Origin of the sequence: Desulfoferrobacter suflitae, from assembly GCF_022603395.1 — a bacterium.
GTDB lineage: Bacteria > Desulfobacterota > Syntrophobacteria > Syntrophobacterales > Syntrophobacteraceae > Desulfoferrobacter > Desulfoferrobacter suflitae.
In genome coordinates this window covers 297,265-315,898 of sequence record NZ_JAIBKA010000005.1, presented here as the reverse complement: position 1 = coordinate 315,898, position 18,634 = coordinate 297,265, and the positions used below count along the sequence as shown (strand labels likewise).

The following is an 18,634-nucleotide window of genomic DNA, read 5'->3' as shown; positions in this document are numbered from 1 at the left end:
GTGCCCATGATGAACAAGATTTTGATCGCCATTGATTTGTCGGAAAATTCGCTCAAAGCCGTCGATTATGTCGCCAGGATGATGCAATGCCACGCGGCCGTTGATGTCACGCTTTTGAATGTCATCAAGGAGCCTTCGACGGATATCATGCCCGACGAAAGAGAGCGCATGGATTATGTGGAACAGAAGCGGAGCGAGACCCTCGGTCTCATGGAGCAGGCCGCGCGCAAACTGACGGAGCATGAGATTCCCGAGAAAAACGTTCACCTCAAAATCCAGATCTGCAGCAAACCGGTCAGTGTGGCCGAGTTGATCCTCAAGGAGTGTGAAGCGGGAAGTTACGGCACCATCGTGGTAGGAAGGCGCGGCATGAGCAAGAAAGAGGAATTTCTGTTTGGCAGCGTGTCCAACAAGATTGTCCGGGAAGCCAGGGATTGCACGGTGTGGGTCGTTGAGTGAATGGAGCCGATGCACTGAACATCAACACTTTGGCTGCAAGGGGCGGGTTATTTTGCCTTCGCCCCTTCCAGCATGGCTTTGATGCGGTCCCTTTCAAGCCGTGCTTTCCTCAGCTCCCCGGCTGTCCGGTCCCGTTGCGCCTGGGTCAGAGAGGGATCTTGCATGTGCTTTTCCAGCTGCTCCACCTGCTTGATGACGCGATACAGTTCAACGGCCAGCAGTCTGATGCTCATCTCCGGTCAACTCTCCCCATCAGTAGTCGTATTTCCAGTTAACCCCGATGCCGCTGGTGCTGTCGGATCCCACTTCGCTTTCAACGGTGATGTTGGGGGTGACTTCCACCTCAATGGACGCCTTATTGGCGCCTTCCCCGATGCCCTTTTCGACATCCAGCCGCACTCCTTCCGTGAGGTATTTGCCGACACCCACAGTACCGCTGCCCAACCCCTCGCCGGCGCTGTTGAATTCCAGGGTGTCCACCCCCAGGAATTTGCGTGTCCGTGACATGAAATCCCTTTGCCCTCCAGCACCGCCTGCGCCGGTCAGCGACCGGGCTATCATGGCCAGCTGCAGAGCCTGAGAAGGCGTGATTTCGGTAGCGCTGCGGCCAAACAGGAGCTTTGCCAGGACTTCGTCCGAGGGCAGCGGAGGGGTTGATGAGAGAACCATTTCGGGATTCGCAGCGGGGCCCGTGAAAGCTATCTTGGCGGTAATGTCCTTGACCTTGGATTCGGCAACGATATCCACATTGGGCATGGGCGGGCTGCTTCCAAAAAACGTGATGGTTCCCCGGACAATGTCAAAGCTCTTGTTCAAAAAGTCGACTTTCCCGCGGATCGAAGAAAGTGAGCCCACGATGCTCGGTTTATCTGCCGTGCCGGTGATGTCGAGCTTGCCCCTCCATTCGGAATCGAGTCCCCAGCCGCGGACGTAAATTCGGTTCGGCAGGTTCACCTGGATGTTCAACGCCAGCTTTACAGGAGCGCTCGTTGGTGCCTCGGCTTCCTGCGGGGTTTTCCCATTGCCGTTTTTCCCGTGGATTTCAATGACGTTCAGTTCCGTCATCTCGGCGGGAAGGCGCTGGGGAAGATTGATCTCGGCCGGAGCCACACGCAGATTTCCGGTGACATCCATAGCGGCGGCGCTGCCGGCAACGGCGATATTCCCGTCGACCTGCGCGGTTGCATCGGGCCGGCGAACCAGGGTGGCGTTCATCAGGGTGAGATTCAGGTCAACGGGGAAATTTTTCTCCTGGTCGACGTTTACCCGGCCCGAGGCCTTTATGCTGCCGCTGCCGCCGTCCGTTGCCTGGAAATTTTCGATGGTGAATTGTTGCCCATCGGCAACGATTCTCGCATTCAAATGCTTCAGCACCGTTCCCGTGACAAAGTTCTGGTAGGAAACGTCGGTCAGGGCTAAAAAGCCGTTGAGCAGGGGGGCGGCCATGCGTCCGCCGATGCCGACACTGGCGACGGCCCTGCCGGCAAGGATCTGGGCATCCAGTGGGACGAACCGGGAGACCCTGGCAAGGTTGGCTTCCAGGTCCAGGCGGCCGTCGATTGTCCCGTTTTCGGGCAGCGTGAAAGCAAAGGGTTCCAGGGAGAACGTGGCAGGAACCTTAACAGTGGCCTTGGCCGGCTTTTCGGTAAGGCCTTGAAGCTCACTGGTCAAGCTCAGCGCATTCTGCTGAAGGCGGGCGAGGGCCGTTAACTGGAGCGGCGGCAGATCCTTCAAATCGGGCTCTGCCGAACGTACATCCCTGAGGCGCAGATCCAGCTCGGCTCTGGGGCTGGTGGAGGCGCCGCTCAATTGCACGCGCCCCTGGGCGGAGCCGCTGATGTCAGGTCCTCCGAAGAGGCTCGAGAGCTCCAGAGGTATGTCATCGAAACCGGCCTCCAGCTTGACCTGTCTATCGCCCATGCGGCCCGATCCCTGCACCTTGCCCCGGCCCAGCCCCAACGCCAGGCTGTCGAGGGCCAGGCGGTTGGTCTCCATGCTGACGGTGAGTGGCTTGAAGAGCTTGATGGGATACTCGTCGAGTTTTCCAGTGAAGGTGTCGATACGGATTTTTTTCTGTTCTCCCGCCAGACCGACGAACCCTTTGGTTGTCAGGCTGAATGGGGTCATCGAACGACCCTTGATAGTGGTTTGAAAGGTCATCCCCTGTTCGCCGCCGGAGGCTTTCAAATCGAGTTCGCGGATGGTCAGATCGGAGCTTTCAAAATCCTTGAGCTTCACTACCGCGCTTCCCTGGGGTGCTGCGAGCACATCCTGCAGGTCTGCGGAAAGATCGAGCTGGCGCAGTTTGGCGAAAGGGGTGGAGAGACCCTTTGCGTTGAGGAGCGCCTTGACGTCCTGGCCCTTCTTACCCGGGGTCAATTCTACGTCAAGGGCGCCGCTGCCCGCCATGGTTTGCTCGAGAAACCTGCCCAGCTCCGATAAGTTCTTAATTTTCGCTTTGAGGTAGCCCTTCACAAGAGTCTTTTCGAGATCGGCGGTCAGCTCTCCCTGCAACTCCGTGCCGGGAGCCTGCAGAGTCAAAGGCTGCAGCGCCAGTTGCCGTTCCTGCAGGGAGAAAGCGGTGGCTGCCTTAATCTGCGCGGATTTTTTCTGGAGAGTGAGGGTCACCTCGCCATGGGGAGATTTGGGGAGATTTTCAGCGCCGGCATCCAACTGGATCTTTTCAAGCTTCAAATCGTCCAGGGCAATGCGATTGCCCTGGACGGTTACGGTCGCGCGGGCGGCGTCCAGCGGTCCCTCGAGGTCACCCTCAGACCGCATGCTGCCGGATAACGTGCGGCCGGCCAACGGGGTCAGGGGCGCCAGGTCGGGGACCTCCAGTTGCCATCCTGCCAGCACAGTGTTGCCGGTGAGATCGGCGGACAGCGTTGCCCCCAATTGGAAGACAGAGCTTTCAATGCGCAGATCGGGCACTTCCAGTCTGGCTCCCTCGGCCAAATCAAATTCTGCTGAAAAAGCGGTTTGCTGCCCCAGCAGGGCCGCGATTTTCTCCGGAAATCCGGCGGCGGTCCGCACCAGTCCCTGCAGGTGCCCGGCCGCCGAGCGGCTGCGTCCGTCTCCCGTGAAGTTGGCTGCCAATGACAGGGATCCGGGCAGCGGTTCACCGACCAGGCTCGTGACGGGTCTCAGGTCGTCGATTTGCAGATCGACGTCCGCTTTTCCGGCCATGCTTTCGGGGTCGTAATCTCCCGCCAGTTTGAAGCGAAGCTGCTTCCCTGTTATATTAAAGGATTCGATGGAAACCGTTCGGTCCCCCTGCACCTTGCCATTGAGATTCCAATGAAGATCCTGTTCTGGAAGACCCTTGCCGGCCAAGGAAGCCAAACCTTCGGCCTTGCCCTCGCCGCTTACCGTGACGCCTGAAAAACTGGTCGCGTCTCGATCAAGCGGTGCCAGTTGCAGCTTTGTTTCGGCCGAATCGAGCCGGTAACCCTGAGCCTGTACCTCGTGCAGCACTGCGGAAAGCTCGCCGTGCGGCTGATGTACCGGGCCTGCGAAGGAGCCTGCGAGAGCAAGCGTGCCTGCCAGAGGCGTACCCGCCAGTGCTTCCAAAACGTTCAAGTTGTCCATGGTCAGATCAAACCGGGACTTGAAGTGCTGCTTCTTGAAGTCGAACTCTCCCGCCAGGTTTGCCCGGGTTTTTTCGACGCGAATCGTGAACTGGGTGATTTCCGCCCGCTCGGAGGGTTGCGCGCGGCCGAGAAAATCAAAATCAATTCCCGAGCCGAGCAAAGGATTCAGTTGCGGAGAATCGATCAGGCTCCCAATGGAATATTTGCCCTTCAGGGCGAGCGTTATGGGATCGGTGGCGTTGAGACCGATGCTGGTCTGGAGGGCGCCGTAGGGTCCAGCCGCGCCGCTCAGTTTGCCTTGCCAGTCATTGAGGGGGCCCGCCCCCTGAAGAGTCAGTTCAAGGGGCTTCGAGTCCTCGATGTTTGCCACGCTTGCAACCCAGCCGGCGGGATCTTCATAAAAAGTAAAATCGACGCTCAGGCGGGAAGGGCTGGTTCGCAACTGCGCGCTGAGCTGCACACGAGTTTCCGGTCCTGCGTCCAGCCGGGTGAGATGCACCAGGGCTTCTATTCCAGCTGCGTCGGGCAACGGATCTACGCTTCCCCGCAGATGGAAGGACCCGGCATGACCCAGCAGTTCCCGTCCGAGCGAGAGCTCTGCGACAGTGAGTTGCTCAACCATGACGTTGGGAAGTGCTTCGGGCAGCTTGAAAGGCTCTGATGCTTGCGGTTTTTCTTCCTCCTCCCCCGGGGGTGCGTGGGGCGCTCTCTGGACGGCCAATTTAGCCGCACTGATGGCATCCACATGGATCGCCCCATGCAGCAGAGCGAGAGGCGACCAGCGGAATAACAGCTTGTCGAGCGTCAGCCAGGTTCCCTTGCGGTCGCCGAGGGTGATTTGATCTATCCTGATGGTAAAGGGGATGAATCCCTGCAGTTCGCCGATATAGATCTGTTGGTCGGGACTTGAACTCAACAGCTTGGAAAGCCGTGAGCTGATCTGTTCCTTGACTGCAGAAGTCTGAATCAGGCCAAATACCATCAACAATAACAGGATCATGGAAGAGCAGCTGATGACCAGCCACCTCAGCACTCTCCTCTTTGCCGGTTTTTCCTCTTGTTCCATCCGCTGTGCTCCTCTGCTGCATAGAGCGCTTGATTCTCATCGGTTCAGAAGGCCTGCCCGATGCTGACATAGATTTGATAATTGGAATCGATGCCGGGCCGTTTATTGAGAGGAAAGCCCACGTCGAGGCGCAAAGGGCCGATGGGCGTATAGTAGCGAAAACCGGGTCCGGCCCCCCAGCGGATCGTTTCGTCAAAGTTGGGATAGGTTGCGTCGAAAGCGGTTCCGCCATCCAGAAAGGTGACAAAGCCCATGGTTTCAGTGATCTTGAAGCGCAACTCGGCACTCAGCTCCAAAAGGGATCTGCCGCCGAGGGGCGTGTCTCCATCCAGAGGGCCGACCTTTTGATAGGCGTAGCCGCGTATGGACCCGCCGCCTCCCGCATAAAAGCGCAGATCGGCCGGAATACCGGAGCGACCGGCTCCGACAATGGAGCCTATGGCGGCGCGCCCGGCAAACAGCACGAAAGGGCTGTCAAACAACTGGAAATAATGGCTGTAGACCAGGAATCCTTTGGTAAAGCTGGAACCTGAGCCGGTGGCATCGAAATAGGGGGCCAGTCGAACATTCAATTTCCCGCCGCGGGTCGGGTCGAGCAGGCTGTCACTCGTATCCCAGGCAAAGTGGGCGGGAAGGTAGAAGAGGGTGAACTCCTCGGTTTCCCCCTGTTGTTTGACCTTGGATGCGCGGAAGCCCAGTCCCGCGCCCAGTTCCATCTTCTCCCTGATTTTCCGGTTGATGAGCAGCGCGCTGCCGATGTTTTGGCTGTCATAGGCATCGGTGGTCTCATTGGAGATGGCAAAATTGACCGCCAGTGACTGATCGTCCCTGAAGAAATAGGGCCTTTCAAAGATGCCCTCCAAGGCCTGATTGATTTGCGATGCCACGATCCCCAGGTAAAGGCGTTCGCCATTGTGAAACAGGTTTCGATGCTCCCAGGTCACCTTGCCCCCGAAGCCTTCATCGCTGCTCCAGGCTGCGCCCGCGCGTACTGAACGATGTTTTCTCTCGGTCACTTCGACGGCGATGGGCAGCAAGCCGTCCTTATCAAGCTCTTCGGCATAATCGATGCGCACGATGGAAAAGAGCTTGGTGTCGGTCAGGTTGTTGCGCAGCTTTGGCAGCAGAGACGCATTGAATTTGTCCCCTTTGTTCCAGGGCAGCTTCCTGGAGAGAACTTCTTCGTTTACCGACTGAAGCCCGGAAAACTGCGTCGCGCCAAAGCGTGCCGGCGGGCCGGGATCGACGTCAAAGGTTACATCGACATGGCGGGTCCTGTGGTCGACCACCACGCGCTGTTCCTGGATCTTGGGAAAGGGATACCCCTGATCCTTGATTCTGCCAAGGAGTGTCCCCTGAGCGTCGATAACGGCCCTGGCCATGGCCGGTTCACCGGAGATCAGACCCAGCTCCGCCGGCGACGGCAAGGCAAGATCCTTGCTCTTATCCTTTACGTTTGTGGAGATCGTCTTAAAAGTGTAACGGGGGCCCGGCTCCACCTTAAAGACGACCTGGACAGGTTGACTCTTGTCGTCTATTGCAACCCTCGTCTTTTCACCATAGTATCCCTGCGCTCTCAGGACCTTGGTAAATTTTTCCGTATCCTTCTCGGCCCGATACCGCAGGAGCTGCATTGTTGGCGGGAACTTTTCTTTCAGGCCGTAGGTGTCGGATACGGACTGCAAATCTTTCACCAGAGAGCTCTCGGAAACTCCCTGGATCACCACGTCATATTGTATCCCGGTTTGCGCGGTTGCGATTTCATGGAAAGGAGTGCCGATCAATAGAGCCAGGAGAGCAAACCATCGGCAGGCGACGGAACATAGGATTTTCAAGGTGCGTCTCATGGGTGCCGGATTCTCGCGTATCGTTTTGGGAAACACATCAAAACCCTGCAGGTGCGCATGGAGTTTTCCGCAAAACTGTGTATCAGAGGGTTCACCAATACCTATATGTTGTTTGTGCCGGTTGTGTCAACAACAGGGGGCGATAAAGCCGCGGAAATCGTCGCGTCGACGAGCGCCCTGTAGGGGAGGTGAGCGGCCGGGCAGAAAAAAAGCGCCGCCAGATGGACTGACGGCGCTTTGCAACCCCCTGTGCTGACCATTCCGGTCAACTGTTCAGGTAGCTCTCGTAGGCCTGCAGAAACTTGTGCCTTGTTCCGGGCGGCAGCCGCAGCGTGAATCCCCTGTTAGGCGGCAGGCTGTCCCGGCGCAGCGAGGGGTTCAGGGTGCGCAGTTGCTTGATGGGAACATCGGCCCATTGGGCCACTTGCTGGAGCTTCAAAGGAGACTTGACGAGCGTCGAATCAAAGTCAAAGACCGGCAAATAGCGGGGCGATTTGAAGTCATTGTTTTCCAAATCACGCGCAATCTGGATGGCGGCCAGAATCTTGGGCACGTAGGCGCGTGTGATTTTGGGCAATGCTCCGTACTTGCTCAAAGTCCAAAAGTCCTTGCTGCGACATTTCTTTATGGATTTCAACACCGGCCCATCGCCCGCATTGTAGGCGGCCAGGGCCAGCGGCCACGAATGGTAGCGGTCATATAAATGGCGCAGATACTTGGCGGCAGCCTCGGTGGATTTGATGGGATCCATCCGTTCATCCACCCAGCGGTCTACTCGAAGCCCCATGGCGCGAGCCGTCGAGGGTATGAGCTGCCAATAGCCGCCGGCACCTCCCGGAGATAGCGCCTTACTCTTAAAGGAGCTTTCCACCAGGACCACATAAATGAGCTCGGCGGGTACACCATGAGACTCGAGTATTTCTGCCATGATGGGCAGATGCAGCCAGGAGCGTTCCAGGCCGTCGACAAAAGTCATGCGGCCCTTGCCCTTGAAAAAGCGGACATACTTCTGGACTGCAGGTTGATTGGGCACATCAACGTTTGCCCGGTTGATCGATTTTCCAGCCAGGGAAGATTTTACTTCGAGTTCTTTGGTGGGTTGTGTCAGGGAAGTCACAATGCATGTGTCTCCCTGCACGGGTCTCTCGTGGACCAAAAAACTTTCCGAGAGTTTACCCCAAGAATTTTTGGCGAGGTTGGTTTTAGCGTTAAGGTTGGTGGAGCAAGAGGCGAGGAAAAAGCAAAGCAGTAGGGCAGCCTTCAGCAAGAAGCGCTGAAAGCCGGCGGTGGCTTCCCCCAGCTGGTGCCCGGGAAAAAATAAATTAGGCGCCATACTGGTTCTCCTTAATGTTGATTTCAAAGAAAATGCACTCGTCCATAAGTCGCATCAACCATCACAATCGATAGCGACGAGACACATAACAGGCTGACGCGTCGATGGGCAACCCAGGTTTGGCCTTTTTTACGACAATTTTTCCAGAATAAGAGGAAATGGAAGGCAATAATTCCGGGATTTGCTCATTTATCTGTAGATATATGTGCATTAGTTGGCAAAGAGGATTTTTCAATGTGCAGAAACCGGTGGAAATTTAACTGCTTCCAGGCGTCTGCCCGGCTCTGCGAGCAATCCGCATATTTGTCGGATTTTTCACATTGGCCGGCTGCCGTTGGGTCCGTGGCAGAACTCGGCCGCTTCTTGACACTCGATGAGCAATCCCTTAAGGTTACTCGTTCTTTTGAGGGAACCGCTATTCTTCGGGATCGGCCGGAATGGCGGAAAAGCGCGGGCGCTCAATTTTGGCGCAAGCCGCTGACCTTCCCGAGGGGGTGAGCGGGTGTTGAATCAAGTCACTGGAGTCTCTTCATGGCGGACGATCGGCGTCTTAAAATTATTCGCAATCTAGGGATCATTGCCCATATCGATGCTGGCAAGACCACCGTGACGGAACGAATCTTGTTCTACACCGGGCGTTCCTACAAAATGGGGGAAGTGCACGACGGCACGGCCGTCATGGACTGGATGGAGCAGGAGCAGGAACGCGGCATCACCATCACCTCCGCGGTCACCACCTGCAACTGGAAAGACCACGAAATCCACATCATAGACACGCCCGGGCATGTGGATTTCACCATTGAAGTGGAGCGATCCCTGCGCGTTCTGGACGGAGCCATTGCCGTTTTTTCCGGTGTTGACGGCGTTGAACCGCAATCGGAGACGGTCTGGCATCAGGCCGACAAGTACCGCGTGCCTAAAATAGCCTTTGTTAACAAAATGGATCGCCTGGGAGCTGATTTTGCGATGGTGGTTGAGCAGATCCAGGAAAAGCTCAAGGCCGATCCCCTGATCCTGCAGCTGCCGCTTGGCCGGGAGTCTGAATTCGAGGGGGTGATCGACCTGCTCGGCATGCGCGAAGTCTATTGGCATGACGAGAGCCTGGGGGCGAGCTATGAGCATAGAGACATCAGACCGGAGTACCGGGACGTGGCTGCAGAGCACCGGGATCAGTTGATCGCTCATATCGCCGAGTTCGACGATGAGTTGATGGATCGTTATCTGAACGAAGAAGAGATCAGTGCGGACGATGCGATACCGGTCATTCGCCGCCTGACCCTGCAACTTAAAGTAGTGCCGGTATTGTGTGGCAGCGCGCTGAAAAACAAAGGCGTCCAGCCTTTGCTGGATGCCATCGTCGATTTTTTACCTTCTCCGCTGGATGTACCGCCCATCGAGGGTATCCATCCGCAAACCCGGCAACCGGAGAAACGCCTCAGCAGCGCAAAGGAACCGTTGGCGGCATTGGCGTTCAAGGTATTCATGGATCAGGGTCGCAAGCTGACCTATGTGCGGGTTTACTCCGGCAAGTTGGAAGTGGGCAAAGATGTGTTCAACAGCATCAAAGGCGTGAAGGAGAAGGTCTCACGTATATTTGAAATGCACGCCAACAAACGCAATCGCCTGGACAGTGCGACGGCGGGCAACATCGTGGCGGTGATGGGGCTGAAGTCAGCCACAACGGGGGACACCCTGTGCGACGCAAATCATCCGGTTATCCTCGAGCCAATGGATATCTATGAATCGGTGATCTCCGTTGCGGTGGAAGCGAAAACCCGGGCGGATCAGGAAAAATTAATGGACGCCCTCGGCAGACTCTCGGAGGAGGACCCGACCTTTAGATTTCGGGAAGACCCGGACACCGGCCAGACCATCATCAGCGGGATGGGGGAATTGCACCTGGAAGTGATCCTCACCCGGTTGGAAAGGGATTATCATATTGGTGTCAATGCCGGGAAGCCACAGGTGGTCTACCGTGAAACCATTGCCCGGGAAGCGCGGGCGCAAGGAGTGTTCGACCGGGAAATTGCCGGAAGCAGGCAATATGCCATGGTCGAATTGCACGTTGGGCCCCGACCTCGCGGCCAGGGCAACACGATCGAAAACAGGGTGCGCGACCATTCTATCCCTGAGTTGTTCCATCAGGCAGTGGAGGAAGGCATTCGGGACGCTCTGAGCAGCGGACCGGTGCTGGGATATCCCATCGTCGATACGCAGGTGACCATCGTGGGTGGGGGATATCAGGAAAACGTTTCCACCGAACTGGCCTACAAAGTTGCAGCCGGAATGGCCTTTCGATCGGCCTGTGAACAAGCCGCTCCCATCTTGCTGGAACCCTACATGGCCGTGGAAATACTGGTGCCCGAGGAATTCCTGGGAGAGGCCCTGGGCGACCTCAATTTTCGCAAGGGAAGAGTGGAAAACATTGCCGTGCGCAAGGCGGTTCAGGTGGTGCGGGCCGTGGTTCCATTGTCGAAGATGTTCGGATACTCGACGGCGCTGCGGTCCTCCACCCAGGGAAGGGCGACCTTCACCATGCATTTCTCCCATTATGACGTGACCGTCGAGGCGCAAACCTGAAAGGTTGTGGGTGCATTTGCCGCGGCGTCGATGGGAAAGGCGCGGCGCACCGGGAATGCCTCCAGCGGGTGGATTGTGCCGCCTTGCGGCAGTTCGACGGAAAGGGGCAGTGACGATTCGTGATGCCTTTTGCGACAGTGACCGACCGGGTTGGAACGATGGAATTGGAGAGGGGGTGCGGGACGGTGAAGATGGCAATTGCGCGTGAAAGGCAAATTTTGTGTTGCTAGGAGGATACCGGTGGTTTAAAATATTTTGATGGGTTTTGTCAGGCAACCAGCAAGAATCCCGCGTCAACTCCCGTTTGGCCGAGGCCGGGCGGGTAGTCTTCAATGAAAGTGTAAGGAAATGAGCCCTTTTATTGCGAAAGGTAGGTGAAAAACTGAATGACGGAGGTCGAAACCAGGGAAAACATTGAAAAGAAAATCCGCAAACTCCGCAAAGATTTTCAGAAAAACGTTCAACCCGTCTTGCGTCGCCATAACTACTATCTGACCAAAGGCGAACGTCGCCGGATCAAAAAGAAAAAAGCCATCAAACGGATCCAGCGGCGGGAACGCAGAATAATGCGGTCCGCATAGTTATTCTTCCTGTCTTCCGAACTATGGAGACACCCCACAGAAGAATAAAATGAGGACAACACCATGAATGCGATCATCACAGGCAATGGGGGTGGTTGCTGGTTGCCTGCAAAGCCTGAGTCGACTCGACAAAAAAACCCTGAGCTCACGCAGCTCAGGGTTTTTGATTTATGGGCACAATAATCTGTTGGAGAGGCAGCAATCAACGCTGCTTCAACAGGTTTCTGGCGATGACCAGGCGCATGATTTCGTTGGTGCCCTCATAGATTTGGGTGATCTTGGCATCGCGCATGTGTCTTTCCATGGGGTAGTCTTTGCAATAACCGTACCCGCCAAGCACCTGGACCCCTTCGACCGCCGCCCACATGGCCGTGTCCGAAGCGAACAGCTTGGCCATGGCAGCCTCCTTTTCATAGCCTTTGCCGTTCTGTTCCAGCCACGCCGCACGCAGGGTGAGCAATTCAGCGGCATCGAGCTGGGTGGCTATGTCGGAAAGCTTCCATTGAATCGCTTGAAAAGACGAGATCGGTCGACCGAACTGTTCGCGGGTTTTGCTGTACTCGACCGCTTCTTCCAAAACCGCTCGGCCGATGCCGATGGCCTGGGATGCTATGCCGATGCGGCCGCCGTCCAGAGTGGTGAGCATCTGTTTGAAGCCCTCACCGGGTTTGCCAAGCAGGTTTTCCTTGGGGAGTCTGGCATCTTCAAAAATCAGTTCGGCGGTGCCGGAGGCGTTGATGCCGAGCTTTTCTTCGACCGTTCCCACCTTGAAGCCGGGAGTATTCCTCAAGTCAACGATAAAGGAACTGATGCCCTTGTAGCCGGCTTCTCGATCCGTGACTGCCGCGAGCACGCAGTAATCGGCCACATTTCCGTTGGTAATGAATTTCTTTTCGCCGTTGATGACCCACTGATCCCCTTCCAGCACCGCCATGGTTCGCATCTTGGCGGGATCGGAGCCGGCCCCCGATTCCGTCAGCCCATAGCAGCCAATTGCCTGTCCGCTGGCGACGGGCTGCAAATACTTGTGCTTTTGTTCTTCGGTGCCGTAGGCGTATACGGGGAAATTGTAGAGGCTGTTGCAGACACTCATGATGACGCCGCAGGACGCACATGCCTTGGAGATTTCGATCATGGAAAGGACATAGCAGATATAGTCCATGCCTGCCCCGCCATACTCTTCCGAGACCGTCACCCCCATCAGGCCCAGTTCGCCCATCTTGGCCACGATGTCCTTGGGATGATCGTGGGTTCGATCAAACTCTGCAGCGACGGGCTTGATTTCACGTTCGGCGAACTTTCTGGCCATGTCCTGAATCATCTTTTGTTCTTCGGTGAGTTCAAAATTCATCGGTGCTCCTCCTTGGCGAAACGCCGGGGAAAAATATCATTGGAAAAGGTTAGTTCGTGAGAGTCCCTTGAAAGTTCGGCTTGCGCTTTTCCAGGAACGCAGCCACACCTTCTCCGGCATCCTGACTGGCAAAACAGACCGCAAACGACTCTGCCTCCAGGGCGCAGCCGCTTTTCAAGTCCACATCGCAGCCGCGATCAATGACCTGCTTGATGGCGCGCAGGGCAACCGGTCCTTTGGCCGCCAGGGCGGCGGCCACTTTCCCGGCTTCCGCCATCAATTGCTCCGCCGGAAATACTTTCGCCACCAGGCCGAGATCCTTCGCCTGTTGGGCGTCAATCATTTCAGCGGTCATGCAGAGCTCCTTGGCTTTTGCTCTGCCCACCAACCGGGCCAGTCGTTGAGTCCCGCCAAAACCGGGAATGATGCCCAGATTGATTTCCGGCTGACCGAATTTGGCCTTGTCGGAAGCATAAATGAAATCGCAACTCATGGCGATTTCGCAACCGCCGCCCAGAGCGAAGCCGTTGACGACGGCGATGACCGGGATGGCGAGTTGCTCCAGCTGGAAAAATATCTCCTGGCCTCTCTCGGCAAACTGGCGGGCCTCCAAAGGATTCATCTTCTGGAACTCGGTGATATCGGCGCCGGCTATGAATGCCTTGTCTCCGGCTCCAGTGAGCAGCAGCACGCGGACCCCCTGGTCTTTTTTCACCAGGTCGAGCACCTCGGCCACTTCTTCCAGGGTTTTGGGACTGAGAGCGTTCAAGGCTTTGGGTCTGTTGAAGGTGAGAATTGCAACTCCTTGGTTCACTTCAAAAAGAATATTTTCGTAGCTCATAGGGGCCTCCTGTAGCAAAGAATTTGCGCTCGCTCGGGAGCTGTCCGGGTACGAATTAAGCGTTGCCGACTCGGTATTCTACCGTTCGCGGACCGCCTCCTAGGGGCGTTCAACGATGATGGCCGCCCCCTGACCGCCGCCGATGCACAGGGTGGCCAGTCCCGTTTTGGCTCCCAGACGCTTCATGCCATACAAAAGGGTGGTCAGGATGCGTGCGCCCGACGCGCCGATGGGATGTCCCAGGGCGATGGCCCCGCCGCTCACATTGACCCGCGACAGGTCCCATTGCATTTCGCGATTGACGGCAATGGCTTGGGAGGCAAAGGCCTCGTTGGCCTCAATCAAATCCAATTGATCCACCGTCCAGCCGATCCTCTTCAGGGCTCTCTGGCTTGCCCGCACCGGGCCGATTCCCATGATCGCAGGGTCTACACCGCTGGAGGCGTATGAGCGGATGACCGCCATTGGCTCCAAGCCCAGCGATTCGGCTTTGCCGGCCGACATCACGAGGATGATGGCGGCCCCGTCGTTGATGCCGCTGGCATTGCCCGCGGTCACGGTGCCGTCGGCCTTGAAGGCCGGTTTCAGCTTTTGCAGCGCTTCCAGAGTGGTTCCAAAACGGGGGTGCTCGTCGGTGTCGAACAAAATGGGGTCGCCTTTGCGCTGGGGTAGGGGAACCGGAACGATTTCGTCCTTGAAATAGCCGCTCTTGATGGCGGCTTCAGCTTTCTGCTGGCTCGCCAGGGCGAATTGATCCTGTTCTTCCCGGCTGATCGTGAACTTGGCCGCGACATTTTCCGCTGTATTGCCCATATGGTACCCGTTGAACGCGTCCCAGAGTCCGTCCAGGATCATCAGGTCAACCAGCTTGGTATCCCCCATGCGCTGCCCCCAGCGGGCCTCCCTCACGCCGTAGGGAGTCTGGCTCATGTTTTCGATTCCGCCTGCCACGACCGTTTCGGCGTCACCCAGCATGACGGCCTGAGCAGCCAGAAACACCGATTTGAGACCGGAGGCGCAGACCTTGTTGATGGTAAAAGCGGGGACTTCCTTGGGGATGCCGGATTTGATGGCAACCTGGCGTGCCGGGTTCTGCCCCTGCCCGGCCTGCAGAACGTTACCGAGAATGACTTCGTCAACGTCATCGGGTTTCAGGCCGGTTCTGCGGAATGCTTCCTTGAGGGCGATGACCCCGAGGTCGACCGCTGAAGTTTTTGTCAATGATCTTCCATAACTGCCTACGGGCGTTCGGACAGCGTGGACAATAACTGCTTGTTCCATTGTTGGTACCTCCATGGCGTGTGTGCTGCGTTAACTCGATTCGCTCGGCCGCATTCGAATTTCCATGTTCATTGACTAAAGTCCGCACCGGCGGGGAGGGAAACCGTTGCCCCGCCGGATACGGGCTAGCCCGCCATCTTCCAATGTATCCTGTGTATCAGCCTCAGTCAGTGGGCTCAATCCATTGGTAAGTTTGATCAAAATTCGTTTGTTTATAGGGAATTGGTTGGCCTTTGTCAAACCAAACCTGGGCCACGATCAGCAGGGTTTGAAGGCCGGATGGGGGCGGCCATAAATGCGGCTGCCAAATTGTCCCAGGTTTTCCTGCGGACCGATGGCAACCAAAATATCTCCGGCGCGCAGCACCTCCCTGGGGGAAGGATTGTAGACCATGGTGCCGTCGCTTCGTTTAATGGCGACGATGATCAAATTATACTGACTGCGAATGCCCGAGTTCATCAGGTCCTTGCCGACGATGTCGGCCCCTTCGGGAAGCTGAATTTCTTCCATGCTGAGCTCCATGCCCTCGCCGGACAATGCCAGCTCGAGGAAGTCGGTGACCGTCGGTCGCAGGATCTGGTGAGCGATACGCAGGGCGCTGCTGGCATAGGGCGAAACCACCCGGTTGGCGCCCGCCTTGAGGAGCCTTTTTTCGGTGCCGGGGGTGCTCGCCCTGCCACAGATGAACAGATCCTTGTTGAGGTCCCGGGCGGTCAGAACAATAAACACGTTATCGGTGTCTTTGAAGACCACCGACACGAGCCCTGCGGCTCTCTCGATGCCGGCGGCGAGGAGATTTTCTTCCTCGGTGGCATCGCCTCCAAGATGAAGAAATCCCTTTTCCTGGAGCCGGATGAGGGCTGATTCCTCATTTTCAATGATCACGATAGGGACATGGTAGGCTCTCAATTCGCGGGCCACGATCTGCCCCATTTGGCCGTAGCCGCAAATGATGTAGTGGTTTTTCAATTGTTCCAACTGCTTGCGCACTTTCCGCCTCCGGTATAATTCCAATAGATTGCCATCCAACAGGAGCTGGGTGAAGTAGGCCAGGTTGTAGGCCACGAAACCGGCTCCCAGCATGATCAGGGCAATGGTAAAAAGACGTCCCGCTTCGTCCAGCGGCCTGACTTCGCCAAAACCGACCGTGGTGAGGGTGATGACGGTCATGAAGAGAGCATCCAGCAGAGAAAACCCCTCGATGAGCATATAGCCGAGGGTCCCGAATGCAATCAGCAGTGAGGACAAGCCGAACAGGATCACAACGTGGCGCCCGGTGGATATGATCCAGGGGTTCTTCATGGTGGTTCCATCCTGCAGTAATGCAAATTGTAAAGAGCAGCTTCTCGCCGCAATACCGGTAAAGCTCATTCATACTTCATTTCAGTGCTAATAGAAAGAAAGTGATGCGGGTCGGCAGGCCGGGATGGGGAGCGCCGGGCCGAGGGTGCACCTGTCGGGGTGGTGCCTTGGTGGCGGCATGACCTGCGGTGCAATGGTGCTTGCATATTGAACGCGCCGGTGGTATTAAGGCGGTTAATATGATTGTGAGCTTCTTCACTTGAAGTTGGGCTGGTCGCTGACGGGAGGCATTGCCGCAAGGATATCCGGATTCCGTTTAAAGGCGCGGCGGGTTGTCGTGTACCGCTTTATTTGATGAGGTGGTCGCACGGTTGTGCTTGTGAAAAATTGCATCATTTTTCGCTTGACAACCGATGGACCTCACCTATAATGACCTTGCAACATATTGCACAAGCACCTGGCTGCGAGTGAAATGGCGGTTTCAAGTCAAAGTCCCAAAACCATATACTCAAGGAGAATAAGAAATGTCGAAGCTGGTTCCTCCCCATGGAAAAGAACAAAAATTAAAACCGTTGCTGCTTGAAGGTGAAGCGCTGGCCGCCGAAAAGGAAAAAGCGAAAAAGCTCAAAGTGGTACCGATGACAAGCCGCGAAGCATCCGACCTGATCATGCTGGGCATTGGTGCCTTCACTCCGCTGGATGGCTTCATGGGCTACGATGACTGGAAGGGCGTCTGTGACAAGTACTTGATGGCGGACGGCGTGTTCTGGCCGATTCCCATCACCCTCTCTGCCGACAAGGCTCTGGCCGACAGCATCGGCGCCAACGAAGAAGTGGCTCTCCTTGACGAAGAAAACAACGAAATCCTCGGTACCATGAAAGTGACCGAGAAATACACCATCGATAAGGTGCATGAGTGCAAGTCGGTTTTCTGGACGGATGACGCCGAAGGCCATCCGGGTGTGCAGAAGGTAATGGCGCAAAAGGAAGTCAACCTGGCTGGTCCCGTCAAAGTGATCAGTGAGAGCTTCTACCCCACGCAGTTCAAAGAAGTGTATCAGCGGCCGGCGGAAGCACGCAAAATTTTCGACGATCTGGGTTGGGCCAGAGTAGCGGCTCTGCAGCTGCGCAACCCGATGCACCGCAGCCATGAATTTCTCGCCAAGATCGCCGTCGAAGTGATGGACGGCCTGTACATTCACCAGCTGGTGGGCAAGCTTAAAGCCGGGGACATTCCGGCCGACGTTCGCGTCAAAGCCATCAACGTGCTGGTAGAAAACTACTTCGTGAAGAACACCGTGGTGCAAGGTGGCTACCCTGCAGAAATGCGTTACGCCGGTCCCCGCGAAGCTCTGCTGCACGCAGTGTTCCGCCAAAACTACGGCTGCAGCCATCTCATCGTCGGTCGCGACCATGCCGGCGTGGGGGATTACTACGGTCCATTCGACGCCCAGAAGATCTTCGACGAAATTCCCGAGGACGCTCTGATCCTGAGGCCTCTCAAAATCGACTGGACGTTCCACTGCTTCAAATGTCAGGGCATGGCATCCATGCGTACCTGCCCGCACGGCAAGGAAGATCGTCTGTTGCTTTCCGGCACCATGGTGCGCAAGACTCTCTCGGAAGGCGGCGAATTGCCCAAGGAATTTTCGCGTCCTGAGGTAGTGGCGGTGCTGCAGGAGTACTATCAAGGTCTGGAAGATAAGGTGGAAATCAAACTCCACGGTGCAGCTACGGGTGATGTTAAAAAGTAACGGTGCATAATCTCCATAATCCATCAAGTGAGGAATGCCCCCCTTTTCCAAGGAGCACTGTGCTGCTCGCCCGAGGGGGGTAGCCTTGTGTTGAGAAAGGAGGTGTAAGGATCCGCAACGGGAGTTCCTAACATCAGGAATAGTTCAGGCCAATGAAAAAAGAAGAACCCATCAGGAGGTAAAGTTATGCCAAGTTATGTAATTCTGGAGAAATGCGATGGTTGCAAAGGGCAGGACAAGACCGCATGTATGTATATCTGCCCCAATGACCTTATGATTTTAGACAAAGAGAAAATGAAAGCCTGGAACATGGAACCCGAGATGTGCTGGGAATGCTACAACTGCGTAAAGATCTGCCCCCAGCAAGCCATCGACGTACGCGCCTACGCCGACTTTGTCCCCATGGGAGCTTCGGTTGTGCCTCTGCGTGGTTCCGAGGACATCATGTGGACGGTGAAATTCCGCAACGGTTCGCTCAAACGCTTCAAGTTCCCCATCCGTACCACTCCTGAAGGCAAGGCGGACCCGTTGGCGGGCTTTGAGACCGGCACCGATGATATCAAGAGCCCCGTGCTTTGTACCGAGCCTGCTTCCACCTGGGCCAAAGAGCTTCCAACCTTGAAGAAATAACCCCCTAAGGAGGTGT

13 protein-coding genes are annotated in these 18,634 nt (G+C 56.3%); 5 read left to right on the top strand and 8 right to left on the bottom strand.

Features of this window, described 5'->3' with window-relative positions; genetic code table 11:
* Positions 1 to 6 precede the first annotated feature (6 nt).
* Positions 7 to 459, top strand: a complete 453-nt coding sequence (locus K1V27_RS11200) for a universal stress protein (RefSeq protein ID WP_258930081.1) — start codon at positions 7 to 9, stop codon at positions 457 to 459.
* Between the two features lie 47 nt (positions 460 to 506).
* Here K1V27_RS11200 and K1V27_RS11195 read toward each other — a convergent pair whose 3' ends face one another.
* From K1V27_RS11195 to K1V27_RS11180, 4 genes are all read right to left on the bottom strand, one after another.
* Positions 507 to 692, bottom strand: coding sequence for a hypothetical protein (locus K1V27_RS11195; protein WP_258930080.1), 186 nt, complete (start codon positions 690 to 692; stop codon positions 507 to 509).
* A gap of 19 nt (positions 693 to 711) precedes the next feature.
* Positions 712 to 5,118, bottom strand: coding sequence for a translocation/assembly module TamB domain-containing protein (locus tag K1V27_RS11190; protein ID WP_258930079.1), 4,407 nt, complete (start codon positions 5,116 to 5,118; stop codon positions 712 to 714).
* A 44-nt stretch (positions 5,119 to 5,162) separates the two neighbouring features.
* Positions 5,163 to 6,953 (bottom strand): autotransporter assembly complex protein TamA, encoded by a 1,791-nt coding sequence (locus tag K1V27_RS11185; RefSeq protein ID WP_258930078.1) that lies wholly within the window; start codon positions 6,951 to 6,953, stop codon positions 5,163 to 5,165.
* A gap of 277 nt (positions 6,954 to 7,230) precedes the next feature.
* Complete coding sequence (locus K1V27_RS11180; RefSeq protein WP_258930077.1) at positions 7,231 to 8,298, bottom strand: lytic transglycosylase domain-containing protein; 1,068 nt, start codon at positions 8,296 to 8,298, stop codon at positions 7,231 to 7,233.
* 531 nt (positions 8,299 to 8,829) lie between these two features.
* Between K1V27_RS11180 and fusA the strand changes: the two genes are divergently transcribed.
* A complete protein-coding gene (fusA, locus tag K1V27_RS11175; RefSeq protein WP_258930076.1) occupies positions 8,830 to 10,878 on the top strand; it encodes an elongation factor G in 2,049 nt (682 codons plus the stop codon).
* A gap of 386 nt (positions 10,879 to 11,264) precedes the next feature.
* Positions 11,265 to 11,459, top strand: a complete 195-nt coding sequence (gene rpsU / locus K1V27_RS11170; RefSeq protein WP_258930075.1) for a 30S ribosomal protein S21 — start codon at positions 11,265 to 11,267, stop codon at positions 11,457 to 11,459.
* Between the two features lie 202 nt (positions 11,460 to 11,661).
* Here rpsU and K1V27_RS11165 read toward each other — a convergent pair whose 3' ends face one another.
* From K1V27_RS11165 to K1V27_RS11150, 4 genes are all read right to left on the bottom strand, one after another.
* Entirely contained in the window at positions 11,662 to 12,810 is a 1,149-nt protein-coding gene (locus K1V27_RS11165; RefSeq protein WP_258930074.1) for an acyl-CoA dehydrogenase, read from the bottom strand.
* 49 nt (positions 12,811 to 12,859) lie between these two features.
* Complete coding sequence (locus K1V27_RS11160) at positions 12,860 to 13,651, bottom strand: enoyl-CoA hydratase-related protein (RefSeq protein WP_258930073.1); 792 nt, start codon at positions 13,649 to 13,651, stop codon at positions 12,860 to 12,862.
* A gap of 99 nt (positions 13,652 to 13,750) precedes the next feature.
* A complete protein-coding gene (locus tag K1V27_RS11155; protein WP_258930072.1) occupies positions 13,751 to 14,932 on the bottom strand; it encodes an acetyl-CoA C-acetyltransferase in 1,182 nt (393 codons plus the stop codon).
* Between the two features lie 258 nt (positions 14,933 to 15,190).
* Positions 15,191 to 16,234: a potassium channel family protein gene (locus tag K1V27_RS11150; RefSeq protein ID WP_258930071.1), complete on the bottom strand. Its 1,044-nt coding sequence runs from the start codon at positions 16,232 to 16,234 to the stop codon at positions 15,191 to 15,193.
* 524 nt (positions 16,235 to 16,758) lie between these two features.
* On the opposite strand from K1V27_RS11150, the gene sat reads away from it, so the two are divergent.
* Together sat and aprB are read left to right on the top strand one after the other, a co-directional pair.
* Positions 16,759 to 17,988 carry a sulfate adenylyltransferase gene (gene sat, locus K1V27_RS11145; protein WP_258930070.1) on the top strand — a complete coding sequence of 410 codons (1,230 nt, stop codon included), beginning with the start codon at positions 16,759 to 16,761 and terminating at the stop codon, positions 17,986 to 17,988.
* Between the two features lie 186 nt (positions 17,989 to 18,174).
* Positions 18,175 to 18,618 (top strand): adenylyl-sulfate reductase subunit beta, encoded by a 444-nt coding sequence (aprB, locus tag K1V27_RS11140; protein ID WP_258930069.1) that lies wholly within the window; start codon positions 18,175 to 18,177, stop codon positions 18,616 to 18,618.
* Positions 18,619 to 18,634 lie beyond the last annotated feature (16 nt).